This window comes from Embleya sp. NPDC127516, assembly GCF_044765325.1.
Classification (GTDB): Bacteria; Actinomycetota; Actinomycetes; order Streptomycetales; family Streptomycetaceae; genus Embleya.
The window spans coordinates 54,824-79,172 of record NZ_JBIWJT010000020.1 but is presented as its reverse complement, the minus strand read 5'-3'; the positions used below and the strand labels follow the sequence as shown (position 1 = coordinate 79,172).

The window sequence follows — 24,349 nt, the reverse complement described above, 5'->3', positions numbered from 1 at the left end:
GTCGGTTGGGCGGCCGACGCGCCGGATCGGCACCCGCCCCTACGTTCGCTGAGCCGGCAATGACACCTCCCTCTCGACGTCAAGGACGGACGATCCCCATGACTCACGTGATCGAACTGGCGGGCGTGGCCAAGCGCTACGACAGCGCCGGCGCACCCGCGCTCGGACCGCTCGACCTCGGCGTCGCCCAGGGCGAGGCGCTCGCGGTGACCGGTCCCTCGGGCAGCGGCAAGTCCACGCTGCTGAACCTGATCGCCGGGCTGGACAAGCCGACCGAGGGCGCGGTGACCGTGGCCGGCCGGCGGATCGACGGGCTGAGCGAGCACGCGCTGGCCCGCTTTCGCCGCGAACACATCGGCATGGTCTTCCAGTTCTTCAACCTGCTCGACGACCTCACCGTCGCCGACAACATCCGGCTTCCGGCCCAACTCACCGGTTCCTCCCGACGCAACTCGGCGGCCCGCGCCGCCGAGTTGATGGAGGTGCTGGGCATCCAACGGCACGCCCACGCCTACCCGGGCCGGCTCTCCGGCGGCGAACGCCAGCGCGTCGCGGTGGCCCGGGCGCTGGTCAATCGGCCCGCACTGCTGCTCGCGGACGAGCCGACCGGCGCGTTGGACACCGCGTCTGGGCACGACGTACGGGAGCTGCTGGTGGACCTGCACCGGGACGGGCAGACCATCGTGCTGGTCACCCACGACCTGGCGCTGGCCCAGGCGTGCGCGAGCCGCACGATCCATCTGGTCGACGGGCACCTCGCGCTCGACACGCGCGCGGAGGCCGTCCGATGATCGGCCTCGGCGGCTCCGCACTGGGCCGGGTGGTGCGTTCCGGTGTGGGTCGACGGCGGGTGCAGACCCTGGTGATCGCGCTGGCCACGATGATGGCGGTGGCCTCGGCCGTGGTCGCCGGGTCGCTCATGGTCGCCGCGAACGCGCCGTTCGACCACGCCTTCGCACAGCAGCACGGCGCACACCTGAGCGTGCAGTACGACCCGGCCGCGGCGAGCGCGGCACAACTGGACGCCACCCGAAGGCAGTCCGGCGTCACCGCGACCGCGGGGCCGTTCCCGTCCACGACGTTGCGCCCGGTGACCGGCGGCGGCGGGCACCTGCCACCGCTGACCCTGGTCGGGCGGCCCGGTCCCGATGCCGACGTGGACGACTTGGACCTGAGGTCCGGCCGATGGGCGGCCGGCCCGGGCGAGATCGTCGTGTCCGCCTCCTTCGGCGGCCCCGACATCCGGCTCGGCTCCATCCTGCGCGCGTCCGATGCCGCGGACGCCCCGACCCTGACCATCGTGGGCATCGCCATGTCGGCGAGCAAGACCGCCGACGTGTGGGCCACGCCCGAGCAGGTCACCGCGATCGCGGCGTCGACCGGGCCGCTCACCACCCAGATGCTCTACCGCTTCGCCGCGGCGGGCGGCAACGACGACATCACCACCGCCCGGGCCCGACTCGCCGCGGCCGTACCGCCCGACGCGCTGTTGGGCAGCCAGTCGTACCTGGACACCAAACGCGCCGCCGATCAGAACGCCGCGCCGACCATCCCGTTCCTGATGGCGTTCGGCGCGCTGGGCATCGCGATGTCGGTGATCATCGTCGGCAGCGTCGTCAGTGGCGCGGTCGGCACCGGGCTGCGCCGGATCGGCATCCTCAAGGCCATCGGCTTCACCCCGCGCGAGGTGGTCCGGGCCTATGTGGCCCAAGCCTTGATCCCGGCCTCCGTCGGCATCGGGGTGGGTGTCGTACTGGGCAACCTGATGGCGCTGCCGCTGCTGTCGGACACCGAGGAGGTCTACGGCGACACGTCGCTGGCGGTGGCCTGGTGGGTGGACGTCCTGGTGCCGGCGGCGGCCCTGCTGGTGGTCGTGCTCGCGGCGCTGGTGCCCGCGCTGCGGGCCGGGCGGCTGCGTACGGTCGAGGCCATCGCGATCGGCCGCGCGCCGCGTACCGGACGGGGCCAGTGGGCGCACCGCGCGGCGGGCCGGCTGCCGCTGCCGCGTGCGCTGACGTACGGCCTCGCGAGTCCGTTCGCGCACCCGGTGCGGATGCTCGCGATGTTGCTCGCGGTGGCCTTCGGTACGGTCGCGGCGACCTTCGCGGTGGGGCTGACCTCGTCTCTGAACGCGGTCGGCGAGGCGCAGGACCCGGAGAACCGCGCCGCGATCACCGTCATCGGCGGCGGGCTGTCCGAGGGGCCGGGCGGACCGGTCGGGCCGGGCGGACCGCAGCCCGGGAAGGGCGACACCGCCGAGGCCGCCGTCGACACGGCACGGGTGCGCGCCGCGATCGAGGCGCAGCGGGGCACCGCGTCGTACTACGGCCTGGCCCAGGCGGACGTCACCGTGACCGGGGTGGCCGGCTCGGTTCGGGCGACGCTGTACCAGGGCGATTCCCGGCCGGGCAGCTACGAGATGATCTCCGGGCACTGGATCGCCGGACCCGGCGAGGTCGCGGTGCCCACCCGTTTCCTGGAACGCACCGGAACCAGGATCGGCGACCCGGTACGGGTGACCTATCGGGGCGACACGCAGACCCTGCGGATTGTCGGCGAGGCCTTCGACACCTCGGACGACGGCATGCGCCTGCACGCTGACCTCGCCGCCTTCGCCGCCGCCCGTCCCGACATCTTCCTGGTCGAGGTCGGCTCGGGCCTGTCACCCGCCGAGTACGCCCGGCAACTCGAGGCGGTGGTACGGCCGTTGGGCGGCGATGTGCTGGTCAATTCCCCCACCGAGGCGGAGGGCATGATCCTGATCCTGAACACGATGGCCGTCCTGCTCACCCTCATGCTGGTCGCCGTGGCGGCGCTCGGCGTGCTCAACTCGGTCGTGTTGGACACCAGGGAGCGCGTGCACGACATCGGTGTGTGCAAGGCCCTGGGCATGACGCCGAGGCAGACGCTGAGCCTGGTCCTCGCCTCGGTCGCGGGCATCGGCCTGCTCGGCGGCCTGGTCGGTGTGCCGGCCGGGTTCGCGCTGCACGCCTATGTGGTGCCGGTGATGGGGCACGCGGCGGGCACCAACCTGCCGCCGAGCATCCTCGAGGTGTACGACGCGTGGCAACTGGTCCTGCTCGGTCTCGCGGGCGTGCTGATCGCGGTCCTGGGCGCGGCCCTGCCCGCGAGTTGGGCGGCCAAGGCGCGCACGGCGACGGCGCTGCGGACGGAGTAGGGCGCGCCGCCGATCCGCGGATGGGGCGGGCAGAGTCGGGCCGGGCCCGGGCCCGGGGCCGGCCCCGGGCTGCGCCGCGGGGTGCGGCTCAGGCCTGGGACCTGACCTCCCACAGGTCGGGGAAGACCGGCGAGAACAACGTCGCGCGCAGGTACTCGGCGCCGGCGGAGCCGCCCGTGCCGATCTTGGCGCCGATGGTGCGCTCGACCATCTTCATGTGCCGGTAGCGCCATTCCTGGAGGCCCTCGTCGATGTCGACGAGGGCCTCGCAGACCTGTGTCGCGTGCGCGGTCTCGTCGAGGTACACGGCCTCGAGGACCTCCTGGACCTCCGGGTCCGGTCGCCACGCGACGCTCGTGTCCCGTTCCAGGACCCGCGCGGGGACCGCGTAGCCCAGGACGGCGAGGTGGCGCAGCAGCGAGTCGAACACCGACGGGCGGTGCGCGGCGGCCTTGAGCCGCTCTTCGTGACCGGTTTCGAAGGACCCGAACTCCCGGCGTCCGAGCACGGCTTCCAACTCGCGGAACTGCGCCGACTGGAACCCGCTCGAGGTGCCGAGCGCGTCGCGGAAGGACGCGAACTGCCGGGGCGTCATGGTCTCGAGGACGTCGAGTTGGCCGACGACCGTCTTCAGGATCTTGGCGACCCGACGTGCCGTGTGCAGGGCGCCGGCGCCGTTGCCGCCCTCCAACTGGCGCTGGAGCAACGCGACCTCGTGCAGGATCTGCTTGAACCACAGTTCGTAGACCTGGTGGATGACCACGAACAACATCTCGTCGTGCGCTTCGGTCCGCGGCTCCTGGCAGGACAGCAGCGTGTCCAGGCGCAGATAGCTTCCGTACGTGACGACCGGGGCGTCGCTCATCGTCGTTTCCTCTCCTTGCGGGCTTTTCCACCGTTCCGACCAGCCGGAAACGACGGGCACCATCCTGTGCCGGTCGAGCCCTTTCGGGAATGGTCGACACACGGAAGCAGGCCGGGTGGATGTGATGATCGCAAGGCGTTTTTACAGATGAGTTTATGGTCGTAAACCCCGATCGGGCGGCTTCCTCGAGCCCGGTCGTCCGAGGTGCCCTACGCGCCGGGTGGGGGCGGGTCGGGAGGCATCTCCGGGAGGTCGTCCCGGTCCGGGTCGAGGTCGGAAACGGCATCGCCGTCCGATCCACCCGACTGCCTGCGCAGGCCCACCCGGACCGCGCCCAGGATGACTCGTGCGATCACGCCCAGCGCGACCAGGTCCACCAGCATCTGGATCGTCGTGACCACACGCGCGGTCTCGGTCTGCGGCGCGATGTCGCCGAAGCCGACGGTGGCGAAGACGGTGACGGTGAAGTACAGCGCGTCGGTGCGGGACATCCGTTCGGTGAAGGAGTCCGCCTGGTCGGAGTCGATCAGGAAGTAGGTCGCGGCGAAGAGCACCAGCAGGAAGGGCAGCGAGACGGCCACCGCCTCGTAGGCACGCAGGCGCGGCCGCTCCGAGCGCTCGATCGCGTCGACCTGCCGGACCACCAGCGCGACGAACGCGACGAGTCCGACGACGAGTCCGATGGCGGCCTGGATGTCGAGCCGACGATCCAGTGGGATGAGGTAGTACACCACCAGCATCAGGGCCGACATCAGCGCGCCGCGGAGCAGCCCCCACAACACCATCCGCCGCCCGGCCGGGTCCGTGCCGGCCGACAACATGTGCTTCATGGCGTGTCCGACGTCAAGATCCGCCTCCTCGGAGGTCAATGTAGTCGAGGCTGCGACATATCAGGATGAATCAGTCGGCGTGGCGCGTCGGTTCACACCCACACAAGGGCCGTCGCCTTCGCCCGGAAGCACCTCGCCGCCGGACCACACAGCGTGCGCCCGCGGTCCCGATGGTTGCCTCGGTCCGGCTCGGGCACTAACGTCGGTCGGGTGACTGCCGGGTCGGCCATGGGCCATACACGAGTAGGGCACCCGGCCTCGGCGTGAGTCCGAGGCGGGCCAGAGCCCCGCCCTCTCCTCTCCTTTTCTTCCCCTCCGGCGCCCGCGCGCGCCGAATCCCAGCGGAAAATCGAGACCTGGAGAGGCTCCACGGATGTCGCACGACCGGAAGCAAGAACAGCGGGAACAACGGCGGCAGGAACACGAACAGGACCGGGATCGACTTCCGGTGAACACGGTCCTGTTGAACCACACCGCCGTCTACGCCAAGGATCGGCAGCAGGCGGCCGAGTTCCTCGCCTCGATCCTGGGCCTGGAAGTCGGCCCCCCACTCGGGCCGTTCCTGCCCGTCGACCTCGGCAACGGCGTGACGCTCGACTACTACGAGAAGAACGACGAACCAATCCAGTCCCAGCACTACGCGTTCCTGGTCCCCGACGACCGGTTCGACGCCATGATCGCGCGACTGGAGGCGCTCGGGGTCACCTACTACGCCGACCCCAGCCACTCCCGAGCCGACGAGACCAACGACTGGTTCGGCGGGCGCGGCGCGTACTTCGAGGACCCGAACGGCCACAACATGGAGATCATGACCCGGCCGTACGCCCGTCCGTAGCCGGCAGCGGGGGCGGGTATCGCACCCGCTCCCGGCTGTCCGTGGGCGCCGGACCGTCCGCTCTCCGGCCCCGCGCTCCGGGTGCGCGCCACTGCATTCGTGCTCCGGCGTTCGGCCTTCGGCGTGCGGAGTGCGGAGTGCGGCAGAGCCGGAACAACGGCGGTTCCGGCGAGGATCGAGCACTGCGGCCATACGATCCAAGCCCCGGGGCCGGCGTTCCGAGGCCGTCGGGGCGCGAGGCCGGGTTCACCGGATCGAATGAACTCACCCACTGGATGGTTGCCATCGTGGAGGTACGTCGTTGAACTCGTCGTGCGTCGCAATCGGGTGGCGCGGGTGGGTGATACGGAGAATGCAGTGAACACGTTCAAGAAGACCGGTGTGATGGTCGCGGGCAGCGCCGCGCTGGTGATGGCCGGCGCCGGCGCGGCGAGCGCGGGCTCCGAGGCGGACGGCGCCGCGGTCGGCTCCCCCGGCGTCCTGTCGGGCAACAACGTCCAGGTGCCGGTGCACATCCCGGTGAACATCTGCGGGAACAGCCTCAACCTTGTCGGCTTCGTGAACCCCACGTTCGGGAACTTCTGCGCCAACATCGACGGCGACGACGAGCACGGCGGCCGGCACCACGAGGCTCCGCAGCACGGTGGTGGCGGCCACCACGGCTGACCGCACACACTCACCGATCTCGGCCGCTCCTCCGCGTCCGACACCCGGGGCCCCGCGAGCGCACCTGCGCTCACGGGGCCCCGGCCTTTGCCCGGCCCCGGCCGTACGGCACGGTGAGTCCCTGCACGGTGACCAATGGTGCATGTAGCGGGTGAACCGGTGGTCGCGCGGAAGGTCGGAGCGGGCCAACGGATCGGGACATCCGGCACCGGTCCCGGGGACGCTCGGCGCGGTGCCCGTCGTCGGATCCGGCGGTTTCGGCACGATCGGCGGAATCAGGGCCGTTCGGCCCTGTTTCCGCTAGTGCCCGGACTCCAGGGTTGAGCAATGAACGAACACGCCGGGACGCGACGTCCCCTCGGCCGCCGCGAGACGCTGGACCTGATGGCGAGTGCGCCCCTGGGACGCGTCGTCGTCAGCGAGGGCGCGCTTCCCGCCGTCTACCTGGTGCCCTTCGCGCTGGACCGCGAGTACGTCGTATTCCGGGCCCCGCTCGACTCGCGGCTGGCCAGGGCGGCGCGCGATTCCGTGGTGGCGTTCCAGGCCGACCGTGTGGACCCGTCCGCCCGAACCGGCTGGACCGCGACGGTCACCGGTCAGGCCTCCCTGGTCCGCGACCCGTCGGCCGTCGCCCGGCTGGACGACCTGGTGCCGACCATCGGCGCGCAGGACGAGGGGCAGGCGTGGTTCCGCATCACCACGGAACTGGTCACCGGACACCTCATCCAGGAGTCCCCGGGCCCGCGTCCCCACGCGGAGGCCGACGCGGCCCCGCCATCGCCTCCGCCGCCGCGGCGCGAAGCCTGACCCGTACGCCCCGTCCCCATCGCGAATGCGCGCAGCAGCCCGCGGGCGGCCGGTGGGCGTACGCCGGCGGCAACCGCATCACCCGCTCGGCGGCACCGACGCCTCCGCGACCCATCGGTGACCTCGTGTCCCGCTCGCGCCGGCGCGCCGCCCGATGGATCGTGGCACTTGACGCACCCGGCGGATGACCACCCCGCCGCCGAACGGCGTCCGCAGGGCCCACCGGCTCACCCGAAACGGGACCTACGGCCCTGTGTTCCGTCCCCTCGACACCCGAGACTGGCCCCAGGTCGGCCCACCCGGGCCCACCCGCGCGTACCGAAGGGATCCGCCGTGAACCAGGCTCCGACATCCACCGGTTCGACCTTTGAACCCACTCCCTTGCACGGGCATGTCGTCGTCGGCTTCGACGGCTCGCCCGGTGCGGAACGCGCCGTCGACCTGGCCGCCGACGAGGCCGTCCGCCGGAACACCACCCTGGAAGTGCTGTACGCGCTCGAATGGGTCGAACTCGGCGGCGCCGACGACCGCTTCGGGCAGCAGTTGCGCGCGGACGCCCGCGACGTCGTCGACCGGGGCGCGGAACGCGCCCGCCTGCGCCGGCCCGGCCTGTCCGTCCTGGCCACCGTCGAACTCGCCAACGCCATCGACGCGTTGGAGGCCGCGAGCGACCGCGCCGCCCTGCTCGCCGTCGGCAGCCGGGGCCTCGGCGGCTTCGCCGGCCTGCTGATGGGCTCGGTCAGCCTCCCGGTGTCCGCCACCACCCGCTGCCCGCTCCTGGTCGTGCACCCCGACCAGGACACGGCCGGCGGCGATACCCCGAAGCCCGTGCTGGTCGGCATCTCCGACGTCGACTGCACCCCCGCCCTGGAGGCCGCCTTCCACCAGGCGCAGGCCCGGGCACTCCCGCTGCACGCCCTGCACGCGTGGCGCTACCCGGCGATGGCGGCCGGCAGCGCGGGCTACGCCCCGGCCATGTACGACTGGCGCGAGGTCGCGCAAACCACCCTGACCGCCGCGCTGGAGCCCGTGCGCGCGAAGTACCCCGACGTCGTCGTGACCGAGGAGGTCGTGATCGACAGCCCCGCGCACGCCCTGACCAACGCGAGCTCCGACGCCGAGCTGGTGGTACTGGCCGCCCATCGCAACACCGGCCGCTTCGGCCCCAACCTGGGCCGGGTCACGCACGCCGTGCTCCACCACGCCAAGGCGCCCATTCTGCTGGTGCCCGTCGGCAAGTAGCCCCTCCGTCGGCCGGCCCCCCGCCCTCAGCGGCTCGCGGCGAGGCGCTCCGCACGCCGGGCGATGGCACCAGGAGCCAGGACAACCATTCGGCGCCCCGTTGGCGCACGCGCAGGGTGTGGGTGACCACGGTGCCGCCGCCGGACGCCCGGGTGAGGGTGAAGCCGTGCTCACCGCCGTGGTCGGGTGGGAAGGCGATCCACAGGCGGCGGCCGGGCTCGGCGGCCTCGATCCGGCAGAGCATGCCGCGGTGATGGAACGGTGCGCCGCCGCGGATTCCCTCCGGTGCCCGAACGCTTCCCCATTCGTGGGGAAAGAGCTCGTCGTCCGGGCTGCCGAGCCTCGTCGAACTCGGTCGATCCCCCGAGCAGGCCCGGCACGCCGCCGCCGCTGCCTACGCCGTCTACCTCGGCACGGCGGCACTGCGGCGCGTCGACGCGGCTCCCGACGACGACACGCACACCTACATCGACACCGTCATGGCCGCGTTCGGCATGTCACCGCGTGCCAGGGACGAACGGTAGCCACCCACCGCCCGTCGGCAGTGGCCGAGGACAGGTCCGGCGAGATCGAGGTCGTCGAGGGGTGCTCACCACTCGACCTTCGCCGTCGATGCCGAGGTCGACGCCGTGGGTGTGTCAGGCGAGTTCCGCCCACGGGCTCGGCGGTCCCGAGGCGAAGAAGCGCAGGAGGCCGAGCAGTCGGCCGGCCGGAGGCGCGCTCCAGTGCCGTCGACCCGGTTGTGGTGTGCGGTCCGGCACGCGGTACAGGGCCCAGGTGAGGTGCACCCGGAGTACCCGGGCCTCCCAGGACCGCGGGCCGGAGCCCGCCGGAGCCTGCTCACCCGTCTCCTGCCGATATCCGTCCAGCATCGCCGCGACTCCGGTCAACGGAATCTTGGCGAACTCCGTTGCCGGGTCCGCCCATTGGGCGTCGCCCCAGTCCACGATGCCGGTCAGGGCCGCCGGTCGCGCACGCACGAGCAGGTTCTGGGCGGCGATATCCCCGTGGACCAGGACACGGGGTGGGTCCGCCGGCAGGTGTACCGACAGCCGCTCGAACCAGCCGGTGAGCCAGTCGGCCGTCCCGGAATCAATCCAGCCACCGGAGCGCAGGCGGCGCACCAACACCCGGGGATCCCCGGCGTCGTCATCCACCGGAACCCCGGCCGGCGCGCCGGCCGAGTCCGGCGACACCCGGTGCAGCCTGGCCAGTTCCCGGCCCACCTCGCGCAGCACACGCTCCGTGTCCGCGGCGGACGGTTGCAGCCCGGCAAGGTCCTCGCCGGCCGCGCGTTCGAGCACCATGTAGGGCACGTCCACCCACGAACAGGTGTCGTCGAAGGCGACGACGTCGGGCGTGCGCACGCCGGCACGTCGCGCGGCAGGGATGACGGCGGCCTCCTTGACCAGATCGACGAGGAACCGCCTTGTACGCGGCACGCGCAGGACCAGGTCGTCACCGAGCGCGTAGACGTGATTGGCCGCCCCGGGGAGGATCGACCCCACCGCCCCGACGCTGACTCCGTGCCGAGCGGCAATGGCGGCGAGCGTCTCGTGACTCGGTGTGAAGTCGTCCATGATCGAGCATCATGACACCGCCGGTCGTGGACGTCCGCTGCTTTTGCCGCGCTGCGGCACGCGGACCAGGGTGAATGCCGCGACGACAGTTTCCGAAGCCGTCTCGGCCGTGTGCGGAACCGGTAACAGCGAGGCGGATGACCGCCGACGACGGCTAGCTTCCAGTGACGACGGGCCGCCACAGGCGTTTCGTACGTGGACCGCTCCGGGGGACGGGGTCCGCGGCTCGTCTCCGCCACAACACCGAATCCGGGGGGAACACGGTGCGAAACTCCGTCATGTCCAGGCACGCGGTCCGTCGATACGTACGCCGGGCGGCGCTGCCGCTGTCCACGCTCGTCTTGGTCGCGGGCCTCGGCGCCTGCGAGTTCGGATCCGACGACGCCAAGACGGCCGAGCCGAAAGCCGCTTCGACCCAGCCGGGCAAGCCCGGCGACGCCACACCGGGTGCCGGCGGCTCAGCGGATCCCAAGCCGGTCGACGACAAGTCCGTCGCCCCGAAGCCCCCGCGGACCGGGCCACCAGCGGGCAACACCCCGGCGACCAAGGCCCAACTGGTGGCCGCGCTCCTCGACGCCCAGGAACTCCCGGCGGGAATGAGCGTCAAGGGCACGGCCGAGCCGCAGAACCGCGACGTGCCGACCGTCTCGGACCCCAAGTGCCAACCGCTGCTGGGTCAGGGAAGGACCAGCGTCGCCACGATCGAACGCAAGCTCATCGGTGGCACCGGGCCACGGGGAGTCGTGCAACCCGACACCGACATCGTGCTGAGCAGCTACCCGAACGAGCAGCTCGACCGCCAGTGGTCGACCTACCTCACCGCCGCGAAGACCTGTAAGCGGTTCACCTTCCAGGTCGACGGCGGCACGGCCGAGTACTCGGTGCTCGGTGTGCGGCCGGACGCCTACGGCCCCGGCAGCATCGAGATCTCCTCGATGTTGCGGCTCGGGCCGGACGCCGCGCCGATGACCCAGGCCGTCGCCCGGGTCGGCACCACCGTGGTGCAGCTGCGCGCGACCGGCGAGGACAACACCACCACCGTGCCGGCGTTCGCCGACCACCTCGTCCAGGGCCAGATCGACAAGGTCCGGTCCGAACTCCGCGGCTGAACCGCCGCGGCCACACCGTACGACCACCTCCCGCGTCACCGTGGCCCGCACGGCCCTCGCGCGGGAGGTGGTCGTTACGCGCGCACGTCCGACGACGGCACATTCTTCGAGCGGCACGGATTCGCGGTTCACCGTCAGCCTCGACGGCGAACAGGAGATGCACAACCTGCTGCGGCCCTACCGAAGCGGGCGGGGCAGCTTCGCGAAGGTGCTCGCCAATGTGACGCCGCTGCCGGCCACACAACGCGCGATGCAGGTGTCCGCACGGGTGACCGTCACCCCGAACAACTCGGCGGTGGCCTTGTCCGCCCCCGTGGTGGACAAGGCCGCCGCCGACGTCGCGTGCGTGGACGGGCTATCCCTCGTCCCGTTCCGCCGCCTCGGCGATCCGCTTGATGGTCGCCAGGCGCAGATCCCAGTCGGCCGCGAGCGAGGCCATCCAGCGCGCCGTCGCGTCCAACGCCTCGGGCCGCACCGTGTACCGCACCTCGCGGCCCACTCGGCCGCCGGAGACCAGCCCGGCCGCGTCCAGCACGGCCAGGTGCTTGACCACCGCCTGCCGCGAGACGGGCAGTCGTTCGGCGAGCGTGGTCGCGGTGGCCTCACCCCGCGCCGCAAGCAGGTCGAGCAACAGGCGGCGCGTCGGGTCGGCCAGCGCGACCAGTACGCCGTCCACCGCCCGGTCGCCGCCGTGGCGTTCCTCGGTCACGCGGATGGCTGTTCGGCGCGCGACTTGAGGGCGTCGAGTTCCTGGGGCCAGCCGCCGCTGTTGTCCCGCAGCGCCTTGCCCCGCAGTTCCTCGGAACCACCCAGCGACGCGAACCCGCTCTCGACCACGCGCAGCCGCGTCTTGTCGCCCTCCGTGCTCAGCGTGAACTCCACGAGGGTGCTGTTGTCCTCGCGCAGTTCCTCGCCGGGGAAGGCACTGGCCCACCGGTACGCCAGATAGGTCGGCGGCCGGACCTTCTCCACCCGTACCGGGAAGTCGCCGTACTCGGGGTTCTTCGCCACCAGCGACTCGCCCTCCCTGGCCACGGTCCCGGGCAGACTCGCCTTGTCCGCCACCCAGAACCCGGGCTCGGCAACCAACGCCCAGACCCGCTCCAGGGAAGCCTCGATCAGGGTCTCGCGCTCGATCCGGTCCTCGCTCATGAGGTACTCCTCCATCGTTGACCACCATCATGCAATGCAACCCCAGGGTTGCACATCGTCTCGTGAGGCGCAACCCATGGATTGCACATGCCACGCGCGGCAAAACGATGCCGAAGCGGCATCACGGAAGCGGGATCGCCGGCGCGGGGGCGGCGGGAGGCGGGGCCGGCCGGCGGGGCGGGGCAGCCGGGGCCGGTACGGGCCGGCGGGTGCGTGGCAGCCGACGCGACGACCGGCACGCGCCGGCGGATGCACGGGAGCCGGCACGCGCGAACCGGCGCGGTTCGGAACGCCGTTGACGAGCCGATTGGGGTGTCACATCGAGCCGATCGCGCGAACTCCCGCCTCGCGCTCCACTCGTCGGCCATCGTCGGTGAGCGGTGCGTCGGCCCCGCGTAGACTCGGTGGACCCGCATCCGGATTCGGCATGGGGAGGACGGCTCTTGGCGCACACCGATCCCACGCGGCACGATCTGATGGTGCTGGCCCGCCGCCGACTCACCCAGGGCGGTGTCGTCCTGCACGGGCCGGCCGGCATCGGCAAGACGTTCGTGCTGCGTTCGCTGCTCCCCACCGCCGCCCGCGGCATCCCCATACTCCACACCGAACCGACTTCCGCCGAAGCGGAGTTGGCCTTCTCCTCGCTCGCCGACCTGCTGGATCCGGTCGCGGACGAGGTGATCGAGGCGTTGCCCTGCCCGCAACGATCCGCGATTCGCGTCGTGTTGTGCCGCGAACCGCCCGGACCCGACGGCCCCGACCCGCTCGCGCTGCGGCTGGGCGTGCTCACCGTGTTGCGCGCGTTGTCCGCCGCCACTCCGGTGCACGTCGCGATCGACGGTGCGCAGTGGATGGACGCGGCCGGCGCCGAAGTGCTCGCGTTCGCCGCCCGCCGCCTGGATCCGACCCGGGTACGCGTGATCGTCGCCGAGACCACCGACCCACCCGCCGGCCCGATCCACGGGACGCGGTTCTGTCCCGGCACACCCTCCGAACTCGAACTCCCGCCGCTCGGCCTGTCGGAGACCCGCGACCTCCTGGACCACCACGACCTCGACCACGACCTCGACCCGGATCGACTCCCCGACCGGTCCCTGCCGCACTGGCTGAGCAGGCAGGTGTACGAGGCGAGCGCCGGCAACCCGATGTATGCGCTCGAACTCGCCGGATCAGTACGCAGGTCGGCCCGATTGCCGGACCGCGACCAGCCGTTGCCGGTGCCCGACCGGCTGCGCCGGCTGCTGATCGCCCGGCTGGAGGGTCTGGCTCCCGAGGCCCGCCGGCTGCTCCTGCTGGCAGGCGCCGCCGCCCGCCCCACGGTCGGGCTGCTGCGCACCGCAGTCGGGCTCTCCTACGACTCCCGCGACGCGCGGGTCGCCGCCGCGGATCGGGCGGGCGAGGACCTGGTCCGGCGTACCCTCGCCGACGCGACCTCCGCCGGCATCCTCGACCCCCACCGGGACGACGGTCGACTCCGGTTCACCCACCCGCTGTTCGCCGCCGCGCTGTACGCGGACGGCTCGCCGGAGCAGCGTCGGGCCGCGCACGCGGCACTCGCCGCGTTGTCGGGTGAGCCGATCGATCGGGCCCGGCACCTGGCGCTGGCCGCGCCCGCGCCGAACGAACGGGTCGCGGCGACCTTGATGTCCGCCGCCGAACAGGCCCGTCGACGCGGTATGTCCGAGGACGCCGCGGCCCTGGCCCGACTGGCCGTCGCCCGGACCCCCGACGAACACGCCGACCGTCGCTGCGAACGTTGCCTCGACGGCGCCGGGCACGCGTACGCGGCGGCCGACTTCGAACTCGCACGCGAACTGGCCCACCAGGTCTTCGCGTCGGGGCCGAGCCCCGGGCAACGCGTACGGGCCTGCATCGTGATCATCAACGCCGCCAACCAGGCCCTGCACGACCTGGACGAGGTGTTCGCCGAGGCTTTCGCCCAGGTCGGCGACGACCCGGGCGGTCGCGCCCGACTGCACTACCTGCGCGCCTGCAAGGCGCACATCAGCGACGGTGACTCGGCGATCGCGTGGGCGGAGGCGGCCCGTGCCGCCGCGATCGCCCGGCAGGCCGACGATCGCGGCACCGAGCAGGTGGCGCTGGCGCTCCAGGCGTTCGTGGGCACCCTCCAGGGCCGCCCGGACGCGTGCGTGCCGCTCGCCCGCGCGCTGGCCCGCCCGCAGGACGCGGGGCCCACCGGTCGACACGCCGGGCCCCGGGGGGTCAAGGCCCGGCTCGACTTCTTCGCCGACCGCCTCGTCGACGCCGGTGCCGAGCTCGACCGGATGTTGCGTCGGGCCGAGGAGTCCGACGACGCGGAGGAGCGACTGTTCGGCCTGTGCGGCAAGGTGGACGTCGACGTCCGGGCGGGGCGATGCGCGGAGGCGATGACGGTCGCGCACGAGGCATTGCGCCTGGGCCGCGACATCGGCGCCCATCTCGGGCTGGCCTACTACTCGGCGGCGGTCGCGGAGGCCGCGGGCGGGGATCTCGCACGCGCGGCGGCGCTGGCGCGCGAGGGGGTGCGCGCCGCACGGGCCGACCGGGACCTGGTGTACCTGCCGCTCGCGTTGTGCGTCCTGGGACAGGCCCAGGGGCGCCTGCGGGATCCGGTGGGCGCGGTGGGCTGTCTGAGTCGGGCCCGGGCGATCGCCGCCCGGCGCGGGATCGTCGATCCGGCGGCGATCCCGTGGTCGGCCGACCTGGCCGAGGCGCTCGTCGCGGTGGGCGATCACGACCAGGCGCGCGCGATCGTGGCCGAAGTCCGGGACACGGCGGGCCGGTTGGGGCGGTCCGGTGTGCTCGCGTCGTTGGCCCGGGCACACGCGCTGGTCCGGGGCGAGTCCGGGGACCTGGCGGGCGCGGCCACGAGCCTGCGCGAGAGTGCCGCGCGACATCTGGAGCTCGGTCTGCCGATCGAACACGGCCGCGACCTGCTGGCGCTGGGCTCGGTGGAACTGCGGCGGCGTCATCCGGCCGCCGCGCTGGCGTCCTGGCGCGCCGCGGAGTCCACCTTCGACAAGACGGCGGCCCGCCCCTGGCTCGAGCAGACCCGCGTCGAACTCGCCCGGCTCACCAGCGTGGACGATCCGGAGTCGGCAGACGGCCCGCTCCGCACACCGTCGCGGGCACTGACCGCCGCCGAGCACCGCGTCGCGGAGTTGGTCGGCGACGGTGCGACCAACCGCGAGATCGCCGGCCGCCTGTTCCTGTCCGCCAAGACGGTCGAGTCGACACTGACCCGGGTGTACCGCAAACTCGGCATCCGCTCCCGCGCGGAACTGATCAGGCTCTCCCTCGACCCCTCCGAGGAGCCGGACTCGACCGGCCGGGGCACCCCGAAGCGTCTGCCCGCACTGCGCGTCACGCCCTGAGTCAACCCGGCGGGGGCGACCGCCGAGGGGGACACGGGGGAACCCCCTGCTTTCGGGTCGGGGGTTCCGGGCCGCACCCGCGGTGGATCAGCGTTGCAGGTGTTCCTCCTCCGCCGACCGGTGAGGGTCTTCCTCGACATCCCGGACGTCGGTGCGTGCGCCCGCCATGTCGCCCGCTCCGCCGTCCCGGTTGTCCGACACCGCGTGTCCCGTTCCACTCGCGGTGTGGCCTCGCCGGTCGCGTCCCCCTCGATCTCCGCCCGGTGTCCCGCATGCCGGGCGAGAAGGAGACCCGATGATTCCGCGGAATCGCGGTACGTCCCGGAGCACCGAGGCCGTACCCGCCTCCCCACCTCGGCGTTGGCGGGCCGTCTGCGCGACCCTGACCGCCGCGGTGTGCCTCGCGGCGCCGGCCGGTACCGCGTCGGCGACCCCCGCGAAGCCCTCCGTCGCCGCGCCCCTGAGCGCCCCGGCGGACTCGAACACCGCCTACGGCTCCGCACAGTTGCCCTTCACCGAGCTGACCCAGGTACAGAACCAGTGGTGCTGGGCCGCCACCGGCCTGTCCGTGGCGCGCTACCTCGGTCGCGGCCGGAGCACCAGTCAGAACAACTTCTGCGACTACGCCCGAGGGTTGCCCGCCGGCTACCCGTGTCCCAACCGGCCCGCCGAACTCACCGACATCCAAAGGGCCTGGGTCGCCCTGGGGATGAGCCGCGGTCGGCTCGCCGGGACGTTGCCCCTGGCCACGGTGGCCTCCTCGATCGACGCCGACTCGCCGATCGTGGTCGGCATCTACTGGACCTCGGGCGGCGGGCACGCCAACGTCCTATACGGCTACGACACCGACAACGGGACGGTCATGTACGCGGACCCGTGGCCGAGCAGCCCGCGCTACGGCGAGATGGACTACGACTCATATGTCAGCAACTACCAGTTCCGGTGGGCCGAGTCCGTGTACGGAGAGGCGTGAGCGCGATGACCGAAGACAACCGCCGTGCGCACGACGCGAGTTCCGTTCTCGGCTCTTCTCCCGTGCGCTCCCGCACGCGCCGTCGCGGTGGCGCGCTCGCCGCCGTCGGCATCGGCACGGTGTTGTTCCTGACCCCGATCGTGGGCAGTGCGTCGGCCGCCGACGGTGGCGCACCGGTCGTCGCCGACGCACCGACCGACGCCGACCGAGGGCTGGCCCAGCAGACGTTGAGCACACCGGCGACCACGAACCGGCTGGCCGCGTTCTTCGTCCACCTCGACCAGCGCACCGCGGCCCCCTCGGGCGGGGTGGTGCAGTCGAGGGTCGCCCCGGAGGCCGCCGCCGCGCAGGCCCCGCGCCTCGTCGGCGACCCGGTCGCGGTGTACTCGCTCAGCGCGGACTTCGTCCGGGGGAAGACGTCGGCCCCGGTGGCCGACTTCGCCTATCTGGCGACCGAGGCCCGCTCGGCCGCCGGAGTCGAGGCGACGGTGTGGACGGTCCGCGATCGCGCCACGCGCGAGTGGCGGGTGAGTAACGTGCTCTCCGGCACCGACGAGATCGGCTACTCCCGCCGGGCGGGCGGAGACACGGTGTTCACCGAACCCCAGATCGCCGCGTGGTACCACATGCGCGACGGCCGCGTGTTGCCCCTGAACCCGGCCGCGCGGGACTCGGTCGGCGAGAGCGGCGTCACCGTGGCCGCCTACCGCCGACTCGTGCACGACCGGTACGCGGACAAGCTCCCCGGGTCGGACTACCAGCGGTCCGGCAAGATCGGCGGCTTCACCTCGAACCCCGCCTCGGCTCCGGCCGCTCACGAGGACGGCTACTCCGCCTCGGACCTCGCCCTCCCGGTAGGCGCCGCCGGCGTACTCGTCCTCGGCGTCGGCACTTTCGTGATCCGTCGCCGCCGCCCGGCGACCGCCTGACCAACCCCTCGCACTCCGCCGAGTGCACCGACCGCCGTCCCGCGATCGCGGGGCGGCGGTCGACGACCGTCCCCGTCGGGCACGCATCACCTCCGGACCGGGCAAACCCCAGGCCCCCGCCGCCTCAACCGCGTGGGCGCGCGCGCATCGCGCGGGCGTGGGCCTGTTCGAAGTAGACGCGGCCTCCGCCGTAGGACCATGGCAGGTGGGAGCCCTGATGGGCGGTTGCCTCGAAGCGCACGCCCAGTTCGGCCCAGCGTTGGGCCTTGTCCAGGGCGTAGGCGAGCGCGCTGTGGTCGGACAGGGCGCTCGGATGGCGCGGCGCGGCGTCGACGGGGTAGCGGTCCAACGCCGTGTCCAGGTCCGTCTGCTGTGCGGCGGCCAGCCAGAAGGCGGTGTCCTCGGTGTCGCCGTTCCAATTCATCCGCAGCGCGTACTCGATGTGCGCCTCGACGACCAACACCACCAGCGGTGAGCCGTCCGGCGCCTCGGCCGCGGCCTTGCGGGCGAAGGCGTACATGTCGTCGTGCGATCCGTGCCATTTCTCGCACAGGTACTGCAATGCCGCGTCGTGCCCCGCGCGGTGTTGCGGGTCGCGCTCGCACAACGCCTGCCAGCGGGCCTCGAACACGTCCCGGGGAACGCCGAGTCCACGGCACACGCGCAGCCAGGACACCCATGGGGTGGGATCGTCCCGGGCGGCCTCGGTCGCGAGCAGGCACGCGTGGTCCGCCTCGACCAGCAATTCCCGGAAGTCGGCGAACCGTTGGCCACTGGTGAGACTGGCTCGCGCCGCGCCGCGTGCGTCCCAGGCCGTGCGCACCATCGCCGCGGCCGTGACCACCAGCGGGTCCGCCGACTCGGGTTGCTCGGCCCGCCACGTCCGCAGCCACTCGGGCCGCGCGGCGGCGACCTCGCCCAGTGCGGTCACCGCGACCGCGCGCCGCGCCCAGTCCGGTCCTATTCGACTCAGCAATTCCGCCGCGGGTGCGAAGTCACCGCCGAGGGTGAGGTTTTGCCCGATCTCGCGAATCTCGACGTCGTCGAGCGCGGCATCGGTCACGAGCACGGGCGTGGGCAAGCGCGAAGACGTGAAACGACCCCAAAGCGACATGGTCCACGATCCTAGGGCCTGGCCTTCGCCCCGTCCCGGGTCCCCGGGTGAGCACCCGCCGAGGCGTCGGCGGGTCGACCGGCGCGTCGAGTCGGTCGAATCCCTCGGCCCGACTCGCACTGCCGTCCGCCGCCCGGCCCGCGCTCGCCGTCCGCCGCGTGGTCGGGCGATCCGCGTTATTGCTTCGAGGGGCGGCGCGGTCGTGCGCGGCCGGAACGTTTGATGTCCAGGGCCAGGAAGGAACTCAACGGCGTGCCGTTCTGCCAGAACCCCAGCAGGTCGCGATCGATCAGGGTCAGCGCGTGCTTCGCGGCGAACTCGCGGGCCGGCGTGGTGAACACGGTCGCGGTCACGATCACCGGCACGTCCGCGCCGTGTTCGAGGCGGGCGGTGCCGTTGAAGCGCTGCACGTCGCCGCTGCCGACCGATCGATGCGTCGCGTACCGCTTGCACTGGATCACCAGGCGGCGGCCGTCCGGCAGTCGGCCCACCACATCGGCGCCCAAGTCCCCGCCGCCGCCCACCCGGGCCACCTCGGTACAACCGTCGCGCCGACACAGGGCCGCGACGTGGTCCTCGAACCCGGTCCCGCTCATCGCGTCCACCGACGTCAACGACCTCTCCCGGTCCAGCCTTTGCTCGTCGGCCACCCGCGCCCGTTCGCCGTCGCGCTCGCGGCGTCCGGCCTTGACCACCGCGGCCGCCACCACGCCCAGCGCCACCACCGACAACACGAGCGCCGCCACGATCAGCCCCGTACCCACCCCGTCACCCCCGTCCGCCCGGCCGCCACGCCCGAACCGTTCCCCACCCCGTGCCGTGCCATCGATTCCCTTCCGTGAGGGCCCGACCCGAACGGACCATCCGGCCAGTGTGGGAAACCCGCTCCGGGCCCGGCAACCCGAACACCGATTCCGACCCGAAATCGCCCCTGGAACGCACCGACCGGCCACCGCCGCAGAGCCTCTTGGTGACTCGAACTCGCCCATACTGCCGTTGTGTTACCCGATCGGCCGACACGTTTCGGCGAGCCGACCACCGGCTTCGCGGCGCGCGCGAGGGCCCGAGCGGTCGCATCCGCCACGCCCCGACGCGCCGGGCTCGACACCTCGACGGCCCCCGCGCCCAGCCCGATGGGCCGGATCCGGACCGGCCGGTGATCGCCGCGCAGGTCACGGAACGACTCGACCGCGCCCTCGACCTCGATCGATTCCATGCAATCGCAAGTCGGCGCGGGTACAGTCGCAACCCACGCGTCGGCCGACCGAATCACTTGTGGGGTGGGTTCGGGGGTACGACGGGCGGCAGAGTCGCATGCGACGATCCGGTGCCGACGGAAAGAGGTGCGGGTGAGCGGGAGAGTGGATGGCGGACGCGGCCGGAGACACGTGCGTCGACGCAGCGCGGCGCCGGCCGCGGGCACTCGCACCCGCGCCACCCGCGATCAGCTCAACTGGCTCAACGAGGCGGGACTGCGGATCGGCACCACGCTGGATCTGAAGACCACCGCACAGGAGTTCGCCGACTTCGCCGTCCCCCGATTGGCCGATGGTGCCGCGGTGGATCTGCTGGAATCGGTGATCCAGGGTGAGGAGGGACACCGCCCCAGCGGCCGAGGCCGACCGGTCCGGCGGGCGATGGCCGTGGCGGCGATAGACCGAGTCGCCGATCTGGAACCCGACGAGGTGGGCGAGTTGTCCACGTCCTCCCCGGACCGGGACTCGCGCTTCACCCGAGCCCTGGCCGACGGCCGGCCGCTGCTGATCTCCAGCTTCGGGCCGGACGACTACGAGGAATTGGCGCCCACCCCCAGCGCCGCCGCCAAGCTGCGCCAGGCGGGCGTGCACACCTACATGATGGTGCCGCTGATCGCCCGCGGCGTGCTCCTGGGCTCCGCCGACTTCATCCGCGCGGGCGGCCGGCCCGGCTTCTCCGAGGCCGACCTCGCGCTGGCCCTGCAACTCGCCTCCAAGGCCGCGGTGGACGTGGACAACGCGCGGCTGTACAGCCGCGAGCGCGAGCACGTGGCCCGACTCCAGCGCAACCTGCTCCCCCGGGTCACCCCGCGCACCCCCGGTCTGGCGGCGTCCTCCCGGTACATCCCGACCGCCGACCCGCTCGGCGTCGGCGGCGACTGGTACGACGTGGCCCCGCTGCCGGGCGGGCGCACCGCCCTCGTGGTCGGCGACGTGATGAGCCACGGCCTGTCCGCCGCGGCCACCACCGGCGTGCTGCGCGCCGTCGCCCGCACCCTGATGGCCCTGGACCTGACGCCGGAGCGCATGCTCGCCCGGCTGGACCTGGCCGCCCGCGACCTGGAGGACGACCAGGTCGCCACCTGCCTGTGTGCCGTCTACGATCCGGCCGAGTCGACCTACACCCTGGTCAGCGCCGGCCACCCGCCACCCCTGCTGGTCGCCCCGGACGGCAAGGCGTCCTTCGTGGACGTGCCGATCGGCGCGCCGATCGGCTCCGGGGTGATCCCGTACGACCCGCTGCGGCTGACCGTCCCGCCGGGCAGTCGGCTCGTGCTCTACACCGACGGGCTGGTCAAGTCGCGCACCGAGGACATCGACGTACAACTGGCCCGGCTGCGGACCCGGGCCGCCTCGATGAGCCCTACCGAACTGGACTCGGGCGCGCTCGGCGACCTCGTCACCGGCGGCGGCGCCCGCTTCGACGAGGCCGTCGTCCTCGTCGCGGCGACCCAACCACCGCTCCTGGGCACGGACTTGTACACGTGGGACCTGCCCGGCAACGGCTCGGCCGCGGGTGTGGCCCGCAAGCTGGTCCGGGAGCGGCTCGCGGCCTGGCAACTCGAGGACCTCTCGGACGTCACCGAGCTGGTGGTCAGCGAACTGGTCGGGAACGCCCTGCGCTACGGGATCGCCCCGGGCCAACTACGCCTGCTGCGCCACGACCGGCTGGTGGTGGAGGTGTCCGACACCGGGCCCGACCTCCCGCAGATCCAGCACTCCTCGCTCAGCGACGAGGGCGGCCGCGGCCTGCAACTGATCAACATGCTCTGCCGAGGCTGGGGTTCGTGCCGGACCCCGGAGGGCAAGATCGTCTGGGCCGAGCAGGACATCCCGTAAGCGTCTCGACCGTCGGCGCACCGCCGACGGTCGAGATCCACGTCGTTTCCGCAGCACGATCAGGCGGAGGCGGCGGCCCCCCGCTCGGCGTCGGTGCCCCGGACCCGGCGCATTGCCCGGCCCACGTGCAGGAACTCGGCCTGTGCACCGTCCCCGAGGAAGACGTACATCGGGTGCCGGCCGCCTTCGCGCTCGGCCGTGATCAGGGTGCGCGCGTCCGCGGCCACCACTCGCGAGGTACCGGAACCCTCGCCGACGATCTCGGCGATGGGCCCGTGCACGCGCGAGGTCACGGTCAGGCCGTCCTCGGTCTCGGCGACGTCGACGATCAGCGCGGGCGACGCGTAGGTGCCGACGACGTAGTCGGCGTCGATCGAGACCGGTTCGGCGGGCGGCGCCGGCAGGTCCGGCACCTCGACGCCGCCGAGCGAACCGAGCAGTTCGCGGACCAGGTCGTAGGCGAGATACAGGGCACCGCCGTTGGTCAGCAGCGCGATGGAGAACTCGCGCGAGGGCACCACCCGCAACATCGCGCTGTGGCCGATCGTGCCGCCGTCGTGGCCGATGACCGCCTCGCCCGGCCAGTCGTACAGATTCCAGCCCAGCCCCCACGACCTGCCGAGCCGGCCGTCGCCGATGATCTCGACCTGCGGCTCGCGCATCGCCAGCGCGGACGCCTCCGAGAGCAGGCGCGTCCCGTCCGGGAGCAGTCCTCGGCGGACGTGCGCGGCGGCGAATTCCAACAGGTCGCTCGCGCTCATCGCGAGCATGCCCCCGGAGGGGCCGCCGGCGCGGGACATGTGGTGGATCGGCGCCTTGACCGGGCCGTCTGCTCCACCCAGGTGGCCGATCGCGGTACGGTGCAGGATCGATTCGGCCGCGTCGTTGGCCACGTGGGCGAGTCCCAGCGGTGCCACGATGCGTTCGCGCAGCGCCGTCTCCCAGGTCCGGCCCGTCAGCACCTCGACGACCCGACCGAGCAGGTCGAAACCGCTGTTGCAGTAGGAGAAGGTCGAACCCGGCGGGAACAACTGTTCGCCCCGGGTCGCCAGGCCGGCGGTCATCAGCTCGAGCGCGTCGTGTCCGGGACCGAAGTCGTCGTACAGCTCGCCCTCGAAACCGCCGGTGTGGCACAGGAGATGACGAATCGTCACCAGAGCACTCGCGTCCTCGTCGACCAGGCGCAGGTCGGGGAGGTAGGTGCGGACGGGTGCGTCCAGGTCGATCAGGCCCTCGTCGACGAGCTGCATCACCAGGGTCGTGGTCCACACCTTGGTGATCGAGCCGACCTGGAACAGCGAGTCGGTGGTCGCGGGGTGGTCGAACTCGGTGTCGAGCACGCCCACCGCCGCCGCGACGGTCCGATCGCCCACCCGAACGGCGATGCTCGCACCCGGAATTCCCGCCTGCTCGGCGAGTTCCGCGAGACGGGCCTCGAGGTATTCGGGGGTCGGCATGGACTCGGCCGGGCTCGGTACGTCCGACCGGCCGGACGCCGGGGTCGCGGCGGCCTGCGGCGGGATGGATCGTGCCATGAACGGGCACCTCCTCGAAGAGCGGCGGGTGTACCGCGGTGGTCGATCACGGTAGGCAGCGGCCCGGACCCCTGACTCGTCGTCGTCGACGAAGAACCGTCGCCGGCCCTGTCCGAATCGCCAACGACCGGCGAGGGGACCGTGCGTGATGCTCGGCAGGGCATCGCACGCCGCGCGGGACCGGCCGAACAGGGCGACGAACGGGAGCACACCCATGGACGTATACATCTCGATCGACTTGGAAGGTGTGGCGGGCATCGCCACCATCGACCAGATCGTGCCCGGAGGCGGCGGCTACGCCAACGCGCAGGAGATGATGACCGGCGAGGCCAACGCGGCCATCGAAGGCGCGTTCGCGGCGGGTGCGGACAACGTCCTGATCAACGACAGCCACGGCACCATGGACAACCTGCTCGCGCGCAGCCTGGACCGGCGCGCACGGGTGATCCAGGGCAGCCCCAAGGCGCAGTGCATGGCGCACGGGCTCGGCCCGAACCACGGCGTCGCGCTGTTCGTCGGCTACCACGCGGCGGCGGCCACCCCGGGCGTGCTCGCGCACACCTTCTCGTCCGACTTCGCGACCGTACGGCTCAACGGCAGCCCCGTCACCGAGGCCGAGGTCAACGGGCTGCTGGCGGCCCAGCACGGGGTCCCGGTGGGGCTGGTCACCGGCGACAACGAAGTCTGCGCCGCGACGGCCGCGGCGTTTCCGGGCGTGATCACGGTCCCGGTCAAGACGGCCGAGGGCATCACCGCGGCGAACAGCGTGCACCCCTCCGTGGCCCAGGACCTGATCCGGGCCGGCGCGGCGGCGGCCGTGGAGAAGGCCGGGAACCTGGAGCCGTTGCCGCTGCCGGAGACGTTCGTCTTCGAGGTCGGCTTCCAGATCCCGCTGGCCGCCGAGGTCGCGGCGGCGGTGCCGGGCGCGGAGCGGGTGGACCAGCTCACCGTGCGCTGCGAGGTGGCCGACCCGGGGCGGGTCGTGGACCTGGTCCAGATCTGGTACACCATCGCCGCGCACTCGGCCCGCTCGCGCCTGCCGATGCTGAGCCGCCGCTGACCCGG

The 24,349-nt window shown here is 72.4% G+C and carries 21 protein-coding genes; 12 read left to right on the top strand and 9 right to left on the bottom strand.

The genetic code is table 11. From position 1 onward, the window contains the following. Positions 1–98 precede the first annotated feature (98 nt). Positions 99–791 carry an ABC transporter ATP-binding protein gene (locus ACIRL2_RS33160; RefSeq protein ID WP_395865193.1) on the top strand — a complete coding sequence of 231 codons (693 nt, stop codon included), beginning with the start codon at positions 99–101 and terminating at the stop codon, positions 789–791. Continuing rightward, entirely contained in the window at positions 788–3,178 is a 2,391-nt protein-coding gene (locus tag ACIRL2_RS33155; RefSeq protein ID WP_402237036.1) for an ABC transporter permease, read from the top strand. The genes ACIRL2_RS33160 and ACIRL2_RS33155 overlap by 4 nt, the downstream gene beginning before the upstream one ends. Before the next feature lie 88 nt (positions 3,179–3,266). Here ACIRL2_RS33155 and ACIRL2_RS33150 read toward each other — a convergent pair whose 3' ends face one another. Then, a complete protein-coding gene (locus tag ACIRL2_RS33150; RefSeq protein WP_402237033.1) occupies positions 3,267–4,043 on the bottom strand; it encodes a tryptophan 2,3-dioxygenase in 777 nt (258 codons plus the stop codon). A gap of 209 nt (positions 4,044–4,252) precedes the next feature. Next, positions 4,253–4,873, bottom strand: coding sequence for a potassium channel family protein (locus ACIRL2_RS33145; protein WP_395865199.1), 621 nt, complete (start codon positions 4,871–4,873; stop codon positions 4,253–4,255). Between the two features lie 373 nt (positions 4,874–5,246). Between ACIRL2_RS33145 and ACIRL2_RS33140 the strand changes: the two genes are divergently transcribed. The 4 genes from ACIRL2_RS33140 to ACIRL2_RS33125 all read left to right on the top strand — a co-directional run bounded on the left by ACIRL2_RS33140 (position 5,247) and on the right by ACIRL2_RS33125 (position 8,423). After that, the gene (locus ACIRL2_RS33140; RefSeq protein ID WP_395865201.1) at positions 5,247–5,708 is read left to right on the top strand and encodes a VOC family protein; all 462 of its coding nucleotides are present in this window, start codon (positions 5,247–5,249) and stop codon (positions 5,706–5,708) included. A gap of 357 nt (positions 5,709–6,065) precedes the next feature. Beyond that, the gene (locus ACIRL2_RS33135; RefSeq protein WP_402237028.1) at positions 6,066–6,374 is read left to right on the top strand and encodes a chaplin; all 309 of its coding nucleotides are present in this window, start codon (positions 6,066–6,068) and stop codon (positions 6,372–6,374) included. 327 nt (positions 6,375–6,701) lie between these two features. After that, positions 6,702–7,181, top strand: a complete 480-nt coding sequence (locus ACIRL2_RS33130; protein WP_395865205.1) for a pyridoxamine 5'-phosphate oxidase family protein — start codon at positions 6,702–6,704, stop codon at positions 7,179–7,181. A 381-nt stretch (positions 7,182–7,562) separates the two neighbouring features. Further along, positions 7,563–8,423, top strand: coding sequence for a universal stress protein (locus tag ACIRL2_RS33125; protein WP_402237025.1), 861 nt, complete (start codon positions 7,563–7,565; stop codon positions 8,421–8,423). Positions 8,424–9,061: 638 nt separating this feature from the next. On the opposite strand, the gene ACIRL2_RS33120 is transcribed toward ACIRL2_RS33125, so the two are convergent. Then, entirely contained in the window at positions 9,062–10,003 is a 942-nt protein-coding gene (locus ACIRL2_RS33120; RefSeq protein WP_402237023.1) for a phosphotransferase family protein, read from the bottom strand. Between the two features lie 278 nt (positions 10,004–10,281). Here ACIRL2_RS33120 and ACIRL2_RS33115 point away from each other — a divergent pair, with 278 nt between their 5' ends. Next, positions 10,282–11,112: a hypothetical protein gene (locus tag ACIRL2_RS33115; RefSeq protein WP_395865213.1), complete on the top strand. Its 831-nt coding sequence runs from the start codon at positions 10,282–10,284 to the stop codon at positions 11,110–11,112. Between the two features lie 177 nt (positions 11,113–11,289). On the opposite strand, the gene ACIRL2_RS33110 is transcribed toward ACIRL2_RS33115, so the two are convergent. The 3 genes from ACIRL2_RS33110 to ACIRL2_RS33100 are packed head-to-tail and all read right to left on the bottom strand — an operon-like array spanning position 11,290 to position 12,264. Then, positions 11,290–11,436 carry a hypothetical protein gene (locus tag ACIRL2_RS33110; protein WP_395865215.1) on the bottom strand — a complete coding sequence of 49 codons (147 nt, stop codon included), beginning with the start codon at positions 11,434–11,436 and terminating at the stop codon, positions 11,290–11,292. A 31-nt stretch (positions 11,437–11,467) separates the two neighbouring features. After that, positions 11,468–11,821 carry an ArsR/SmtB family transcription factor gene (locus tag ACIRL2_RS33105; RefSeq protein WP_395865217.1) on the bottom strand — a complete coding sequence of 118 codons (354 nt, stop codon included), beginning with the start codon at positions 11,819–11,821 and terminating at the stop codon, positions 11,468–11,470. Then, positions 11,818–12,264: an SRPBCC domain-containing protein gene (locus tag ACIRL2_RS33100; RefSeq protein ID WP_395865219.1), complete on the bottom strand. Its 447-nt coding sequence runs from the start codon at positions 12,262–12,264 to the stop codon at positions 11,818–11,820. The genes ACIRL2_RS33105 and ACIRL2_RS33100 overlap by 4 nt, the downstream gene beginning before the upstream one ends. A 443-nt stretch (positions 12,265–12,707) precedes the next feature. On the opposite strand from ACIRL2_RS33100, the gene ACIRL2_RS33095 reads away from it, so the two are divergent. The 3 genes from ACIRL2_RS33095 to ACIRL2_RS33085 all read left to right on the top strand — a co-directional run bounded on the left by ACIRL2_RS33095 (position 12,708) and on the right by ACIRL2_RS33085 (position 17,540). After that, positions 12,708–15,638 (top strand): AAA family ATPase, encoded by a 2,931-nt coding sequence (locus ACIRL2_RS33095; protein WP_402237020.1) that lies wholly within the window; start codon positions 12,708–12,710, stop codon positions 15,636–15,638. Positions 15,639–15,933: 295 nt separating this feature from the next. Next, a complete protein-coding gene (locus ACIRL2_RS33090; RefSeq protein ID WP_395865223.1) occupies positions 15,934–16,611 on the top strand; it encodes a papain-like cysteine protease family protein in 678 nt (225 codons plus the stop codon). Between the two features lie 5 nt (positions 16,612–16,616). Then, a complete protein-coding gene (locus ACIRL2_RS33085) occupies positions 16,617–17,540 on the top strand; it encodes a hypothetical protein (protein WP_402237019.1) in 924 nt (307 codons plus the stop codon). A 124-nt stretch (positions 17,541–17,664) separates the two neighbouring features. On the opposite strand, the gene ACIRL2_RS33080 is transcribed toward ACIRL2_RS33085, so the two are convergent. Further along, the gene (locus ACIRL2_RS33080; RefSeq protein ID WP_395865227.1) at positions 17,665–18,621 is read right to left on the bottom strand and encodes a hypothetical protein; all 957 of its coding nucleotides are present in this window, start codon (positions 18,619–18,621) and stop codon (positions 17,665–17,667) included. Between the two features lie 209 nt (positions 18,622–18,830). Beyond that, the gene (locus tag ACIRL2_RS33075; protein WP_331771694.1) at positions 18,831–19,418 is read right to left on the bottom strand and encodes a restriction endonuclease; all 588 of its coding nucleotides are present in this window, start codon (positions 19,416–19,418) and stop codon (positions 18,831–18,833) included. A gap of 624 nt (positions 19,419–20,042) precedes the next feature. Between ACIRL2_RS33075 and ACIRL2_RS33070 the strand changes: the two genes are divergently transcribed. After that, positions 20,043–21,749: a SpoIIE family protein phosphatase gene (locus ACIRL2_RS33070; protein WP_395865230.1), complete on the top strand. Its 1,707-nt coding sequence runs from the start codon at positions 20,043–20,045 to the stop codon at positions 21,747–21,749. Positions 21,750–21,808: 59 nt separating this feature from the next. Here the strand turns inward: ACIRL2_RS33070 and ACIRL2_RS33065 are convergent, their stop codons facing one another. After that, a complete protein-coding gene (locus ACIRL2_RS33065; protein ID WP_402237014.1) occupies positions 21,809–23,284 on the bottom strand; it encodes a serine hydrolase domain-containing protein in 1,476 nt (491 codons plus the stop codon). A 214-nt stretch (positions 23,285–23,498) separates the two neighbouring features. Between ACIRL2_RS33065 and ACIRL2_RS33060 the strand changes: the two genes are divergently transcribed. After that, entirely contained in the window at positions 23,499–24,344 is an 846-nt protein-coding gene (locus tag ACIRL2_RS33060) for a M55 family metallopeptidase (RefSeq protein WP_395865234.1), read from the top strand. The last annotated feature ends 5 nt before the right edge of the window (positions 24,345–24,349 follow it).